Source organism: Streptomyces sp. PTL18, assembly GCF_059510295.1.
This window is the reverse complement of the sequence record NZ_JCAJZO010000006.1, coordinates 360,237-374,427: the sequence shown is the minus strand read 5'-3', so window position 1 is coordinate 374,427 and position 14,191 is coordinate 360,237. Positions and strand designations below refer to the sequence as shown.

Genomic DNA, 14,191 nt, shown 5'->3' with positions numbered 1-14,191 from the left:
GACAAACAGAGAACTTACGCGGTGCATTTCCTTCCCGCCAGCAAGGGAAGGCTGGGCTAACCTGCACTTTTGCCTCCACGCGCTCATCCGTGACGATGACTGCTCACATGCCGGACGGGTGATGCTGAGGTCGGCGAGGCTCCGCGGCACGGTTCCGCGGGGACAGATCCGCACAGGGGGTGCCCGGAGAGGAGAGGCACCGTATGGCCATCGCCTGCAGTCCCCCGGTACCGGCGCCCGATGACGCCGCCGGTCCCCGGCAACGGGAACGGGCGCGCGGCGCGTTGCTCGGCCTCGCCGTCGGGGACGCGCTGGGGGCGCCCGCCGAGAATCTGGAGCCGTCCGAGATCAGGGCCCGCTGGGGCCGCGTCACGGGGTTCGTCGCCCCGAAGCCGTGCGGCACGGACGACACCGAGTACGCCATCTTCTCGGGGCTGCTGCTGGCCCGGCACGGCTCGGCGCTCACCGTGGCCCAGGTGGAGGCGGCCTGGCACGAGGGGATCGTGGACCGGGGCGAGGGGCCGCTGCGGGGAGCGGGCTTCAGCGAGCGCGGAACGCTGGAGAACCTGCGCCGGGGCCTTGCCGCCCCCGTCTCGGCGCAGCACCGGCACGCCTGGAGCGACGGGCTCGCCATGCGTGCGGCGCCCTTCGGGGTCTTCGCCGCGGGATGCCCGGCGGAGGCGGCGCGGCTGGCGGCGATCGACGGCTCGGTGAGCCATCAGGGCGAGGGCATCCACGGCGGCCGGGCGGTCGCGGCCGGTGTCGCGGCGGCGATGGCCGGGGCATCGCCGGGCGCCGTGGTGGCCTCGGCCCTCGCGGTCGTCCCCGAGGACTCGTGGACCGCCCGCTCGCTGCGCCGCGCTGTCGCCGAGGCCCGCCGGGGCGCCCGGGCGGTCCGCTCCGCGGTGGTGATCGACGGATACCCCTGGACGGACCTCGCGCCCGAGGCGGTCGCCCTGGCGTTCGGCGCATACGTGGCGGCGGACGGCGACTTCCGGGAGTCGGTGCTCACCGCGGTCAACATGGGCCGCGACGCCGACACCACGGCGGCGGTCGCGGGCGCCCTGGCGGGCGCGACCCGCGGGGTCTCGGCGATCCCCCGGGAGTGGGCGACGGCGATCGGTCCGGCACAGGGCCGCTGCCTGCCCTCCGTACAGGGGCACCACGTCCTGGAGGTGGCCGACCTGCTGACGCCGGGGGACGTGAGGAAGTGCGGGGCGGGGGGCACGGAGGTCCGGGCGGCGCGGCCCGGCGTGGAGGGCGACGGGAACGTACGACGTGACGGCGGAAGAGGCGGACGGCACGACGGCACGGAAGCCGGACGGCGTGGCGCACGGGCGCGGCCCGGCGCGGTGGCGTACGGCCGGACGGAGGGAGAGCCGTGAGCGGGGCGCGGCGGGTCGAGGGGCTGCTGCTCGGGCTCGCCGTCGGTGACGCCGCCGGGTGGCCCGCCGCCCGGCACCGGGCCGCACGGATGCCCGAGTGGACCCGGCGGCTGACCCGGGAGCTGGACGCCTTCGCCGAGCAGAACGCGACCACCACCCTGCCCGTGCCGATCGCCCTCAACCAGTCGCCGGAGCCCCTGCGGCTCGGACCGTCGGACGACGCCGAGTGGGCGGCCTTCGCGGCCGAGGCCGTACTGCGCGCCGATGCCGCCGGCGCGCTCGTCGGTCTCGACCGGCAGCGCGGGCTGCGTGCCGCCCTCGACCGGTCCTGGAACGCCCTCGCCGCCGAGGTCGCCGCCGCGGCCGACCGCACCCCCGAGGGCGAGTCCGCCGTCATGCCGTTGCGCGCCCGCATCTCCGTCCGCGCCGGCCTCGGCAACCTCTCCACCGGGCTGCGCCCGCCCGCCACCGGTCACGACAACCCGCACTACTTCGACGACGCGGCCTGCCTGCGAGCCTGCGGGCTCGCCGTGGCCCATCCCGGCGAGCCCGAACCCGCAGCCGAGCTGGCCGAGTTCGACGCCCGTTACACCCAGGACGGCGACGGGGTGCACGGCGCCCGCGCGATGGCAGCCGCCCTCTCCCTCGCCCTGTCCGGGGAGACGCTCGACATCTGTGTGAGGGCCGCGCTGGCCGAGCTCCCCGAGTCCACCGAGATCGGCCGCAACGCCCGGCACGCGCTGAAGCTGACCCACGACGCCGAGGGCGCCTTCTGCGTCGTCCCCCTGCTGGAGCATCAGATCGTCGACCACGTCTACAGCTACGGCGTCGCCGCCGCGGAGACCGTCCCGGTCGCCCTCGCCCTCGCGACGGCGGCCCAGGGGCGCATCGCGGAGGCCGTGCCCGCCGCCGCCTGCCTGTCGCGGGTGGCCGACTCCGCCCCCGCCCTCACGGGCGCCCTCACCGGAGCGCTCGGCGGCGGCGCGGCGATCCCACCGCCCTGGCGGGACGCCTGCCGCACCCTCGCGGGCTGCGCACTGCCCCACCTGACCGGCACGGACCTCGTACACCTCGCCGAACTCCTGGAGACGACGGAACTGCCCGCTCGCGGTGGATGATTCGGGCATGACGCCCACTCCTGACGAGACGGTCCCTCTGGACGAGCGCATCACCGGCGCCCTGGTCGGCGCAGCCGTCGGCGATGCGCTCGGCGGTCCTGTCGAGGGCCACTCCCCCGAGCAGATCGTCGAACGGCACAGCGGCCGGGTGCGCGGGATCGTCGGCCCCTGGCACGGTGACGCCTGGCGCACGGCCCGGCCCCTCGCCCCGTACCACAAGGGCGACGGCCATGTCACCGACGACACGTTGATGACACACGCGCTGGTACGGGTGTACGCGGCCGTCCGTGACCATCTCGACGCGTACGCGATCGCCGAGCACCTGGTCCCGGACCTGATGACGAACCCGCGCTGGATCCCGGAGCTGGAGGCGGAGGCACTCCCGCTGCACCGCGTCTTCCTGGCCGAGAAGTGGCTCGTGACACGGCTTCACCACGCCCATGCGGACCCGCGCGAGGCGGGCGTCGGCAACATCGTCAACTGCGGCGCCGCGATGTACATGGCGCCGGTCGGCCTGGTCAACGCGGCCAACCCCGAGGGCGCGTACGCCGAGGCCCTGGACATCGCGGGCGCCCACCAGTCGTCGTACGGCAGGGAGGCGGCCGGGGTGCTCGCGGCGGCGGTGGCGGCGGCCTGCGCACCGGGCGCGACACCGGACTCGGTCGTGGCGGCGTGCCTGTCGCTGGCCAAGGACGGGACGCGCGCCGCGATCGAGACGGTCTGCGAGACGGCCTCCCGCTACCCCGACTTCGAGTCTGCGCTCAGGCCGCTGCGGGAGGCGGTGGCGCCGTACGACACCGTCGGCCCCGACTACCGCACCCCGTCTCTGGGTGCCCGCCGCCCGTCCCGGCTGCACTCGATCGAGGAACTCCCGGTGGCGCTCGGCATGATGGTCGTGGCGCGCGGGGACTACCGTCACGCGGTGCTCGGCTCGGTGAACTACGGCCGGGACTGCGACTCCATCGCCACGATGGCGGGCGCGATCACGGGCGCGCTGGGCTCACCGGTCCCGTCCGACTGGGCGAAGGCGGTGGCCGAGGCGAGCCGCCTGGACCTGCGGGCCCCGGCCCGGACGCTGACGGAGGTCACCCGGGACGTCTTCGCCCGGGACCTGTGCCGTCGACGCTGCCACGAGGCGGCGTTCGCCGCGCTGGGGGGCTCCAGGTGCTCCGACTGACCTGGGTCCAGCCGGAGGACCTCCTCGGCCACGAACTCCGCCAGGCGGAACAGGACGGCCGGGAGCCGTCGGCGATCGCCGCGAGATGGAGGGCGGCGGGCGGCCCTCCGGCCCCCCTGACCGCCGGCGCGTCACCGGTACCGGCGTCCCCGTACCTGCGCCTGCTGGCCGAGGACCTGCTGGACGAACTGGCGGACCTGCCGAGCAGCTTGAGCGAGCACGAGCCGACGGAACTGTCGCGGATCAGGCGGCTGTGCCGCAGCTGGCCCCCTCCCCCGTCCGGAGGCCGTCGCGGCCCCCGGGCGACCCCCGCGGAGGCGCGCTTCGAAGCCGCCTGGCTCGGCCGGGCCGCCGGCTGCCTCCTGGGCAAACCGGTGGAGAGACTCCCCCTCGACGGCATCCGCCGACTCGCGAACGCCACCGGCAACTGGCCCCTGAACACCTGGTTCACAGCTCGAGGAGTCCCCGCGGAACTGGCGGCGAGGTACCCGTGGAACCGCCGCTCCGCGACCACCTCCCTCGACGAGAACATCGACGGCATGCCCGAGGACGACGACCTCAACTACCCGCTGCTGAACCTCCTGTTGCTGGAGCGCCACGGCAGGCACTTCACCACCACCGACGTCGCCCGCCTTTGGCTCGACGAACTCCCCGCCGCCCGCACCTTCACCGCCGAGCGCGTCGCCTACCGCAACCTCCTCTCCGGCATCGAACCCCCGCGCACCGCCCGCCACCGCAACCCCTTCCGCGAATGGATCGGCGCCCTCATCCGCGCCGACGCCCACGGCTGGACGAACCCCGGCGACCCGGCCGCCGCGGCCGAACAGGCGCACCGCGACGCCACCCTCACCCACACCGGGAACGGCGTCTACGCGGCGATGTTCACCGCGGCCGCCATCGCCGAGGCGGCCACCGGCGCCCACGACGTCCGCCACTGCCTGCGTACCGGCCTCGCCGTCGTCCCACCCGCCTCCCGTCTCGCCCGCGCCGTCCGCCACGCGGTCCGACTGGCCGAATCCACGGCCGACTTCGACGCGGTGGTCGACGCGCTGCACGCCGCCCACCGCACCTGCCACTGGGTCCACGCCGTTCCCAACACCGCCCTGATCGCCGCGGCCCTCACCCACGCCGACGGCGACTTCACCGGGTCCATCTGCCGTGCGGTGTCCGGGGGGTGGGACACCGATTCGAACGGCGCGACGGCCGGGAGCATCGCCGGACTGCTGGCCGGGCACCCCGGCGCGCTCCCAGACCGCTGGACCGCCCCGCTCAAGAACCGGCTCGCCACGTCCGTCGGCGTCTTCAACGGCGTCGGCTTCGACACCCTGGCCCACCTCACGCACCGCCTGGCCCACCTGGAGGCCCACCACTCATGACCACTCCCCTCGCCGGCCTCCGCGTCCTCGACCTCGCGACCCTCTTCGCCGGTCCCCTCGCCGCGACCCTCCTCGGTGACTTCGGAGCCGAGGTCATCAAGGTGGAGCACCCGGCCCGGCCCGACCCGTCCCGCGGCCACGGCCCGACGAAGCACGGCGTGGGGCTGTGGTGGAAACTGCTCGGCCGCAACAAGCGCACGATGACACTCGACCTGTCCAAGCCGGGTGGCCGTACGACCCTGCTGCGGCTCGCCGCGACCTCCGACGTGATCGTCGAGAACTTCCGCCCGGGGACCCTGGAGAAGTGGGACCTGGGCTGGGAGGAGCTGTCCGCCGCGAACCCCCGCCTCGTGCTCGCGCGGGTGACCGCGTTCGGCCAGTTCGGCCCGTACGCGCACCGTCCCGGCTTCGGCACGCTCGCGGAGGCGATGAGCGGGTTCGCGGCGATCACCGGGGAGCCGGACGGGCCGCCGACGCTCCCGCCGTTCGGGCTGGCCGACTCGATCACGGCCCTGGCGACGGCGTACGCGGTGATGACGGCCCTGGCGGCCCGGGAGCGCACCGGGGCGGGCCAGGTGGTGGACATGGCGATCATCGAGCCGATCCTCACGGTCCTCGGCCCGCAGCCGATCTGGTACGACCAGTTGGGCCACGTCCAGGGGCGCACCGGCAACCGCTCCCAGAACAACGCCCCGCGCAACACCTACCGCACCGCGGACGGCGGCTGGGTCGCCGTCTCGGCCTCCGCCACGTCCGTCGCCGAGCGGGTGATGCGCCTGGTCGGCCGCCCGGAGCTGATCGAGGAGCCGTGGTTCGCGACGGGCGAGGAGCGGGCCCGGCACGCGGAGGTGCTCGACGACGCCGTCGGCGGGTGGATCGCCCGCCGCACCCGCGCGGAGGTGCTGAAGGCGTTCGAGGACGCGGAGGCGGCGGTGGCGCCGGTGCAGGACGTTCGGGAGGTGATGACCGACCCGCAGTACGCGGCGCTGGGCACGATCACCACGGTCCCGGACGATCCGGAGCTGGGCCGGCTGCGGATGCAGAACGTCCTGTTCCGGCTCTCCGCCACGCCGGGCGCGATCCGCTGGGCCGGCCGTCCGCACGGCGCGGACACGCGGGCGGTCCTGACCGAGCTGGGCCTGACGGCCGCCGAGGTCGCCGCACTCCGGGCGGAGGGTGTCCTGTGACCCCGCTCACCCTGCTGTACGCGCCCGGAGACCGTCCGGAGGTGGTGGGCAAGGCGCTCACCGCCGGGGCGGACGTGGTGCTGGTCGACCTGGAGGACGCGGTCGCCCCGGACCGCAAGGCGTACGCGCGGTCCGCCACCGCGGAACGGCTCGCGCAGCGCCCGCCGGTACCGGTCCTTGTCCGGGTGAACGCGCTGGACAGCCCCTGGGGCGAGGCGGACCTGACGGCGCTCGCGGCGCTGGTGGGCCTTGCGGGTCTGCGCCTGCCGAAGGTGACGTCGCCCTCGGACGTCGTCCGCGTCGCGCGGCGTGCCGTCCGGGCCGACGGGACGGTCGTCCCCCTGCACGCCCTTCTGGAGACGGCCCTGGGGGTGGAGCGCGCGTTCGCGATCGCGTCCGCGCATCCGGCCGTGCGGGGCATCGCGCTGGGCGAGTCGGACCTCCGGGCCGACCTGGGCGTGCGGGAGGACGCAGGGCTCGACTGGTCGCGGGCGCGGGTGGTGGTGGCGGCCCGGGCCGCCGCGCTGCCGCCGCCGGCACAGTCGATCTACCCGGACACACGGGACCTGGAGGGGCTGGCGGTGTCCTGCGCGCACGGCCGCCGCCTGGGCTTCCTGGGCCGGGCGGCGATCCATCCCCGCCAGCTCCCGATCATCGAACGCGCCTACGCACCGACTCCGGAGGAGATCACCCGGGCGGAGGAGACCCTCAAGGCCGCCGCCCTGGACCAGGGCGCCCAGGCCCTCCCCGACGGCCGCTTCATCGACACGGCGGTGGTGCGAGAGGCGCACAGAACCCTGTCGTTGGCCCGCCGCAGGCGCTGAGCGCCGGACACGCGCGGGGGCGCCGTGCCCGGCGAGGACGGCGCCCCGGACAGCGTACGAACGCCCGTCAGCCCTTCGGGGCCGACTCGGCCTCGTCCCCGGAGGTCTCCGCGGTCGCCTTGGCCTCCGCCGTCCCCGTGGCCTGCGGAACTGTCGCCTTCTCGTCCTCCGGCTCCGGCTCGCCCTTCTTCTCCGGCTCCGCAGCCGAGTCGGCGTCCGCCTCGGCCTCGCCGCCGGAAGCGCCCGGCTCGACCACTGCCTCCCGGCCCGGCCGGACCCGCGACGACACGATGATGTACGTCACCGCCAGCAGGAACACCAGCATCGCGGTCCAGTCGTTCAGCCTGAGGCCCAGGATGTGGTGCGCGTCGTCGACCCGCATGTACTCGATCCAGCCGCGGCCCGCGCAGTAGGCGGCCACGTAGAGCGCGAACGCGCGCCCGTGTCCCAGCTTGAAGCGGCGGTCGGCCCAGATCACCAGGAACCCGACCCCGACGCACCACAGCGACTCGTACAGGAACGTCGGGTGGTAGTACCCCGGCACCCGCCCGTCCGTCGACGACGTGATGTGCAGCGCCCACGGCACGTCCGTCGGCCGCCCGTACAGCTCCTGGTTGAACCAGTTGCCCCAGCGTCCGATGGCCTGTGCGAAGGCGATGCCGGGCGCGACGGCGTCCGCGTACGAGGGAAGCGTGATGCCCCGGCGGCGGCAGCCGATCCACGCGCCGACCGCTCCCAGCGCGACCGCGCCCCAGATGCCGAGCCCGCCCTGCCAGACCTTGAAGGCGTCCACCCAGTCACGGCCCTCGCTGAAGTACAGCTCGTAGTCCGTGATCACGTGGTAGAGCCGCCCGCCGACCAGGCCGAACGGCACGGCCCAGACCGCGATGTCGGCCACCGTGCCCGCCCGGCCGCCCCGGGCGAGCCAGCGTTTGTTGCCGAGCCACACGGCTACGAAGACACCGATGATGATGCAGAAGGCGTAGCCGCGCAGCGGAATGGGGCCGAGGTACAGCACCCCGCGCGACGGGCTGGGAATGTAGGCAAGTTCCATGGCAGGAACGACGCTACCCTGCCGGACACGCAGCGTGGCAACCCACCCGGCTACGGGTCCATAACGTACGACTCCCCCGGCCTAGTGCCGCATCAGCGGACCGGGGGCGTCGCAGGCCCCCGGGGACCTCAGGACTTGTTGGCGGCCTCCACCATCTGCTTCAGCTTGGCCGGTGTCATCGTGCGGTCCTCGAGGAGGTTCTTGCCGCCGAGAAGCACCGTCGGCGTGCCGGTGAAGCGGGCGTTCTGGAAGGCGGTGTTCGACTTCACCACCCAGCTGTCGTGCGTGCCGTCCTTGACGCACTTCCGGAAGGACGGGCTGTCGAGGCCGTCGACCTTGCCTGCCAGCTCGATCAGCTTGTCCTTGTCCGCGTAGGTGTCCTGCGTCTCCTTCGGCTGGTTGTCGTACAGCACGTCGTGGTAGGCCGAGAACTTTCCGGCGTCCTGCGCACACGCCGCCGCGTTGGCCGCGGTGCGGGAGCCGCTGCCGCGCAGGTTTCCGTCGATCAGCGTGACCAGGTGGTACTCGACTCGGAGCTGCCCGGCGTCGACCAGCTGGTGGATCGTCGGGCGGTAGATGGTCTCGAAGGCCCGGCAGGCCGGGCAGCGGAAGTCCTCCCACACCGTGAGGGTCGACTTGGCGGAGTCCTTGCCGACGGGGATCGCGAGGGCGTCCTTGCCCGTCGCCCCGGAGGGTGCGATGGCGGGGCCCGAGGCGCCGCTCTTGCCGCTCTTGCCGGCGTTCGCCGCGAGGACGCCCACCACCGTCGCCAGCGCCAGGACACAGACGACCGAGGCACCCACGATCAGCGCGCGTCGGCGCTTGTCCGCGGCCCTCTGCTTCTGTCGCTCGACCGCCAGCCGCTCGCGGGCGGTGCGCTTTCCTTCACGGTTCTTCTCGCTCACGTCCGGCAGAACGAACCGGGGAGGCGCAGCGCGCCTCCCCGGTCCCAGGTCCACTCGTACGAGTGAGTTCGGTGAGCCGTCCGTCCCGGCGGGCTCATGCGTTGCCGCGTACGCCCTCGGCCAGCTCTCCAGCGAGGGTCCGCACCGCCTCCAGGGCCGCCGCCTCGTCGGGCGCGTCCAGCATCCGCTTGACGAACGCGGAGCCGACGATCACGCCGTCCGCGAAGCCGGCCACCTCGGCGGCCTGGGCGGCGCTTGAGACGCCGAGGCCGACGCAGACCGGCAGGTCGGTGGTGGCGCGGGTGCGCCGGACCAGGTCCTGGGCCTGCGCGCCGACCGTCTCGCGGGTGCCGGTGACACCCATGAGCGAGGCCGCGTAGACGAAGCCGGAGCCCGCTGCGGTGATCTCGGCGAGCCGTGCGTCCTTGCTGCTGGGCGCGACCACGAAGACGGTGGCGAGCCCGTGCTTGTCGGCGTGCTCCCGCCACAGGGCCGACTCCTGCACGGGCAGGTCCGGCAGGATGCAGCCCGCGCCGCCCGCCTCGGCGAGCTCTGCGGTGAAGCGCTCGACGCCGTAGCGGTCGATCGGGTTCCAGTACGTCATCACGAGGATCGGCTTGCCGGTCGCCTCGTGGGTCTCGCGCACCGTGCGCATCACGTCGGCGATCTTCACGCCGCCGCGCAGCGCGATGTCGTCGGCGGTCTGGATGACGGGACCGTCGAGGACGGGGTCGCTGTGCGGCAGGCCCACCTCGACCACGTCGGCGCCGCCGTCCAGGACCGCCTTGATCGCGGCGATGCCGCCGTCCACGGTCGGGAAACCGGCGGGCAGGTAGGCGATGAGCGCCGACCGGTCCTCCGCCTTCGCGGCGGCGAGGGTGTCGGACAGCAGCCGGATGTTCCCGCTCACAGGGCGTCCCCCTCGATCTCCGCGGTGTCGGTGTCGGCGTCCGCGGCGACGGACGCGTCGGTGTCGTACAGGCCGAAGTACCGGGCGGCGGTGTCCATGTCCTTGTCGCCGCGCCCGGACAGGTTGACGACGATCAGTCCCTCGCCGCCCAGCTCCCTGCCGACCTCGAGGGCCCCGGCGAGGGCGTGGGCGCTCTCGATGGCCGGGATGATGCCCTCGGTGCGGGACAGCAGGCGCAGGGCCTGCATGGCCGCGTCGTCGGTGACGGCGCGGTACTCGCCGCGGCCGCTGTCCTTCAGGTAGGAGTGCTCGGGGCCGATGCCCGGATAGTCGAGGCCGGCGGAGATCGAGTACGGCTCGGTGATCTGGCCTTCGTCGTCCTGCAGGACGTAGGACCGGGAGCCGTGCAGGATGCCGGGCTCGCCCGCGGTGAGGGTGGCGGCGTGCTCACCGGTCTCGATGCCGTGGCCGGCGGGCTCGCAGCCGATGAGGCGCACGCCCTCGTCCGGGATGAAGGCGTGGAAGAGGCCGATGGCGTTGGAGCCGCCGCCCACGCAGGCGACGGCGGCGTCCGGCAGGCGCCCGGCGCGCTCCAGGAGCTGCCGGCGGGCCTCCACGCCGATCACACGGTGGAAGTCGCGCACCATGGCCGGGAAGGGGTGGGGTCCGGCGACGGTACCGAACAGGTAGTGGGTGTGGTCCACGTTGGCGACCCAGTCGCGGAACGCCTCGTTGATGGCGTCCTTGAGGGTGCGGGAGCCCGACTTCACGGCGATGACCTCGGCGCCGAGCATGCGCATCCGCGCGACGTTGAGGGCCTGCCGCCGGGTGTCGATCTCGCCCATGTAGATGGTGCACTCGAGCCCGAACAGCGCGCAGGCCGTCGCCGTGGCCACGCCGTGCTGGCCGGCGCCGGTCTCGGCGATGACCCGGGTCTTGCCCATCCTCCTGGTGAGCAGGGCCTGCCCGAGGACGTTGTTGATCTTGTGTGATCCGGTGTGGTTGAGGTCCTCGCGCTTGAGGAACACCCGGGCGCCCCCGGCGTGCTCGGCGAACCGCGGGACCTCGGTCAGGGCACTGGGCCGGCCGGTGTAGTTGACGAGCAGGTCGTCGAGCTCGCGGGCGAACTGGGGATCGGCCTTGGCCTTCTCGTACTCGACGGCGACCTCGTCCACGGCGGCGACGAGGGCCTCCGGGATGAACTTGCCGCCGAACGCGCCGAAGTAGCCCTCGGCACTCGGGACCCGACCCTCCGGGTCGGGGATGAAGAACTGGCTGGGCATGCGGAAACCTCACGGTGAGTGTCGAAATACCTGATCGCCGTGGGGGCGGGGCTTGCCGGTCGGCCTCAGGCCGTCGGCGGCTCGTCGCGCTCACGCGGCGCAGCCGCGTGAGCGAGCACTGTCCCGCGCCCCTGGAAGGGGCGCTGCCATCGCATGCCGTTGACCTGGCCCGGCTCGTCACCGATGACGTACCGCACCCTGCGGCCGTGGACCCGGCGCGCGGGCGCGCGGCAGCCGCGGGGCCGGCAGCCGCGCGCGAGGCGGGCGTACGGGTCCCGGGCCGCCGGGGTGATCGGGAGGGTCATCGCAGCCAAGCCTAGCGAGGGATCAGCCGCGCCCGTGCCGCAGTGCCGGATGCGCGCCCGCCGCGACCAGGTCGGCGACCGCGGCCTTCGGATCGCGCCCGGTCACCAGGGACTCGCCGACGAGGACCGCGTCGGCACCCTCGTTGGCGTAGGCGATCAGGTCGTGCGGTCCGCGGACACCGGACTCCGCGACCTTGACGATCCCTTCGGGGATCTCCGGGGCGATCCGCTCGAACGTGCCGCGGTCCACCTCGAGGGTCTTGAGGTTGCGCGCGTTGACGCCGATGACCTTCGCCCCGGCGTCCACCGCCCGCTCGACCTCGTCCTCGTCGTGCACCTCGACGAGCGGGGTGAGCCCGATGGAGACCGCACGCTCGATCAGCGACTCCAGGGCCGGCTGGTCGAGGGCGGCGACGATCAGCAGCACGAGGTCGGCGCCGTACGCCCGGGCCTCCCACAGCTGGTAGGAGGTGACGATGAAGTCCTTGCGCAGCACCGGGAGGTCGACCCGGGCCCGGACGGCCTCCAGGTCGGCCAGCGAGCCGCCGAAGCGGCGCTGCTCGGTCAGGACGGAGATGACGGCCGCGCCGCCCGTCTCGTAGTCCGCGGCGAGCCCCGCCGGGTCGGCGATCGCGGCGAGCGCTCCCTTGGACGGGCTGGACCGCTTGACCTCGCAGATCACCTTGACTCCGTCACCGCGCAGGGCGGCGAGACCGTCCTTGGCCGCGGGAGCCTTCGCCGCGCGCTCCTTGAGCTCGTCGAGGCTGACGCGTGCCTGCCGCTCCGCGAGGTCGGCACGGACTCCGTCGATGATCTCGTCGAGCACACTCACGCGAGCGGCCCCCTTCCTGACGGTTGACGATGAGGTGAGGTCCGACGGGTCGGGCCTCGGTCCACCGGGGCCTCGGCAGAGGAAACCGATGGTCACTGTGATGGTATCCGGAGCATGGCCCAAGGCTCACATCCGGTGGACGCCGGTCCCACTACCTGGACATATACCCGTGATCAGGGATGCAGCCAGCCGCCGAACGGCAGGTTCCGCACCACGGTGAAGGCCAGCACGAGGGCGCCCAGGCTCCACAGCTGCACCGGCGTGAGGTCGATCCGCAGTGTCCGTCCCCGCGCCGCGCGCACCGCCCAGAGGGACCACACCACGGCGAGGACGAGCCAGCCGGCGACGGCGAGAGCGTTGTCGTGCAGCGCCGCCGGGACGTCCCCGTGCACGAGGGCGTGGGTGCTGCGCAGTCCGCCGCAGCCGGGGCAGTACACGCCGGTGCAGCGCAGCAGCGGGCAGACCGGATAGTGGCCGGGTTCATTGGGGTCCACGGCCCCGACGTAGGCGAAGGCCCCGGTGACGGCGGCGAGGATCCCCGCGGGTACCGCGAGGCGGCGGAGCACGGCTCCGCTTCCGGTGTCGCCGGGGTGCCGGGGCACGATGGGGGTTTCGGTATTCACCCCACGCATTCTGCCCGCCGGCCGCCGGGGGTGCGCGGGCACACGAGAGGCGGCTCCCGTACGCGCCGTGCGGGGCCGCCTGTCGTCCGCAGCCGGGGACCTCAGTGCTCCGTGGCCTCCGCGGCCTGGTGCGCCTGCGTCTTCGGCTGGCCGAGGCCCATCTGGCGCATGATGCCGCCGACGACGCCACCGAGGACGCAGATCGCGATGCCTGCCCAGAAGCCGACAGGCTGGGCCATCACGGTGAAGGCGCCCGCGACGCAGAAACCGATGAAGGCGATGATGACACCGGTCCAGGCGGCCGGGGTGTGACCGTGGCTGCTGCCCGCCATGACTTGCTCCTTGTTGGCTCTATGTGCGTGGGTGAGTCGAAGCTCGGCGCCCATTGTCCCGTACCCGTGCACAGGGGGTGAGCGCGGGGTCGGGCTGTCCCGTTCGGGGCCGCTGCGCCTCTCGGGCGCCGTTCGGGGCCGCTGCGCCTCTCGGGCGCCCGTTCGGGGCCGCTGGGTCTTCCGGGCGCCGTTCGACGCACCCGTCGGTCGTCGCGGCGTTCAGGCGCCGGTGGGGTCCTCGCCGCGGTCGAGGGCCTTCCACAGGTCCTCGGGGCGGTCGGGGTCGAGGGGCTTCGTGCGGCGCGGACGGGGCGTGCCGTCGCGCTCGTAGCGGCCGGACATCGCGGGCCACAGCCGGCCGTAGCGCAGGGCGAGCAGTCCGGCGAGAAGGAGCAGCGCGCCGCCCAGGGCCGCGATGTACGGCCAGGGGGAGTGCGTGAGCGCGGTCGCGGTCGCGGAGGTGTCACCGGCCGCCTGTGCCGCCTTCTCGTCGAGCGCCGAGCTGTCCGAGGCGCCGAGCAGCGCGGCGGCGACGGTGCCGGCGCCGGAGAGCGCGAGCAGCAGGGAAACGAGCAGGCGCCCGGTGCTGCGGACGGCGAAGACGGCGACGAGTGCGGCGAGGCCCACTATGGCGAGGGCCGCGGGCACACCCGTGACGTCGCTGCCCTTGGCGGTCAGCGCGTAGGCGCCGCCGGCCACCGTGACGGTCCCCGCCGACCAGCTCTGCCGGGTGGAGAGAAGCGCCACGGCCGCGCCGGCCGCCCCGCACAGCAGGGCGAGGGCGAGGCTGCGCCGGGCGGGCCGGGAGGGTACGGCGGCCTCGGAACGGGGGTGAGGTACGGCAGTCACGTACTCCACTATCGCCCGGGCCCCGGGCGAA

Annotated in this window: 15 protein-coding genes; 6 read left to right on the top strand and 9 right to left on the bottom strand. The window is 73.9% G+C overall.

The features are described from left to right. Positions 1 to 203 precede the first annotated feature (203 nt). Genes AC5WS8_RS14905 through AC5WS8_RS14880 form a run of 6 tightly spaced genes read left to right on the top strand, consistent with a single transcriptional unit; the run spans position 204 to position 7,067 of the window. Positions 204 to 1,385 (top strand): ADP-ribosylglycohydrolase family protein, encoded by a 1,182-nt coding sequence (locus tag AC5WS8_RS14905; protein ID WP_496103849.1) that lies wholly within the window; start codon positions 204 to 206, stop codon positions 1,383 to 1,385. Further along, the gene (locus AC5WS8_RS14900; RefSeq protein ID WP_496103848.1) at positions 1,382 to 2,503 is read left to right on the top strand and encodes an ADP-ribosylglycohydrolase family protein; all 1,122 of its coding nucleotides are present in this window, start codon (positions 1,382 to 1,384) and stop codon (positions 2,501 to 2,503) included. The genes AC5WS8_RS14905 and AC5WS8_RS14900 overlap by 4 nt, the downstream gene beginning before the upstream one ends. A 7-nt stretch (positions 2,504 to 2,510) precedes the next feature. Further along, positions 2,511 to 3,680 (top strand): ADP-ribosylglycohydrolase family protein, encoded by a 1,170-nt coding sequence (locus AC5WS8_RS14895; protein ID WP_496103847.1) that lies wholly within the window; start codon positions 2,511 to 2,513, stop codon positions 3,678 to 3,680. Further along, positions 3,668 to 5,056 (top strand): ADP-ribosylglycohydrolase family protein, encoded by a 1,389-nt coding sequence (locus AC5WS8_RS14890; protein WP_496103846.1) that lies wholly within the window; start codon positions 3,668 to 3,670, stop codon positions 5,054 to 5,056. The genes AC5WS8_RS14895 and AC5WS8_RS14890 overlap by 13 nt, the downstream gene beginning before the upstream one ends. Continuing rightward, on the top strand, positions 5,053 to 6,243 hold the full coding sequence (locus AC5WS8_RS14885) for a CaiB/BaiF CoA transferase family protein (RefSeq protein WP_496103845.1): 1,191 nt from the start codon (positions 5,053 to 5,055) through the stop codon (positions 6,241 to 6,243). Before AC5WS8_RS14890 ends, AC5WS8_RS14885 begins: the two co-directional genes overlap by 4 nt. Beyond that, complete coding sequence (locus AC5WS8_RS14880) at positions 6,240 to 7,067, top strand: HpcH/HpaI aldolase/citrate lyase family protein (RefSeq protein WP_496103844.1); 828 nt, start codon at positions 6,240 to 6,242, stop codon at positions 7,065 to 7,067. Before AC5WS8_RS14885 ends, AC5WS8_RS14880 begins: the two co-directional genes overlap by 4 nt. Positions 7,068 to 7,134: 67 nt before the next feature. Here AC5WS8_RS14880 and lgt read toward each other — a convergent pair whose 3' ends face one another. The 9 genes from lgt to AC5WS8_RS14835 form a co-directional block, all read right to left on the bottom strand. Further along, positions 7,135 to 8,121, bottom strand: a complete 987-nt coding sequence (gene lgt / locus AC5WS8_RS14875) for a prolipoprotein diacylglyceryl transferase (protein WP_496103843.1) — start codon at positions 8,119 to 8,121, stop codon at positions 7,135 to 7,137. Between the two features lie 128 nt (positions 8,122 to 8,249). After that, on the bottom strand, positions 8,250 to 9,026 hold the full coding sequence (locus AC5WS8_RS14870) for a DsbA family protein (RefSeq protein ID WP_496103842.1): 777 nt from the start codon (positions 9,024 to 9,026) through the stop codon (positions 8,250 to 8,252). 94 nt (positions 9,027 to 9,120) lie between these two features. Beyond that, positions 9,121 to 9,936, bottom strand: a complete 816-nt coding sequence (gene trpA / locus AC5WS8_RS14865; protein ID WP_496103841.1) for a tryptophan synthase subunit alpha — start codon at positions 9,934 to 9,936, stop codon at positions 9,121 to 9,123. Further along, positions 9,933 to 11,219, bottom strand: coding sequence for a tryptophan synthase subunit beta (gene trpB, locus AC5WS8_RS14860; protein ID WP_496103840.1), 1,287 nt, complete (start codon positions 11,217 to 11,219; stop codon positions 9,933 to 9,935). Before trpB ends, trpA begins: the two co-directional genes overlap by 4 nt. 65 nt (positions 11,220 to 11,284) lie before the next feature. Beyond that, a complete protein-coding gene (gene trpM / locus AC5WS8_RS14855; RefSeq protein WP_496103839.1) occupies positions 11,285 to 11,524 on the bottom strand; it encodes a tryptophan biosynthesis modulator TrpM in 240 nt (79 codons plus the stop codon). A 22-nt stretch (positions 11,525 to 11,546) separates the two neighbouring features. Continuing rightward, the gene (gene trpC / locus AC5WS8_RS14850) at positions 11,547 to 12,356 is read right to left on the bottom strand and encodes an indole-3-glycerol phosphate synthase TrpC (RefSeq protein WP_496103838.1); all 810 of its coding nucleotides are present in this window, start codon (positions 12,354 to 12,356) and stop codon (positions 11,547 to 11,549) included. Positions 12,357 to 12,529: 173 nt separating this feature from the next. Further along, complete coding sequence (locus tag AC5WS8_RS14845) at positions 12,530 to 12,988, bottom strand: DUF2752 domain-containing protein (protein ID WP_496103837.1); 459 nt, start codon at positions 12,986 to 12,988, stop codon at positions 12,530 to 12,532. A gap of 92 nt (positions 12,989 to 13,080) precedes the next feature. Further along, positions 13,081 to 13,311, bottom strand: coding sequence for an HGxxPAAW family protein (locus AC5WS8_RS14840; RefSeq protein ID WP_496103836.1), 231 nt, complete (start codon positions 13,309 to 13,311; stop codon positions 13,081 to 13,083). A gap of 219 nt (positions 13,312 to 13,530) precedes the next feature. Beyond that, positions 13,531 to 14,169 carry a TIGR02234 family membrane protein gene (locus AC5WS8_RS14835; protein WP_496103835.1) on the bottom strand — a complete coding sequence of 213 codons (639 nt, stop codon included), beginning with the start codon at positions 14,167 to 14,169 and terminating at the stop codon, positions 13,531 to 13,533. Between the last annotated feature and the right edge of the window lie 22 nt (positions 14,170 to 14,191).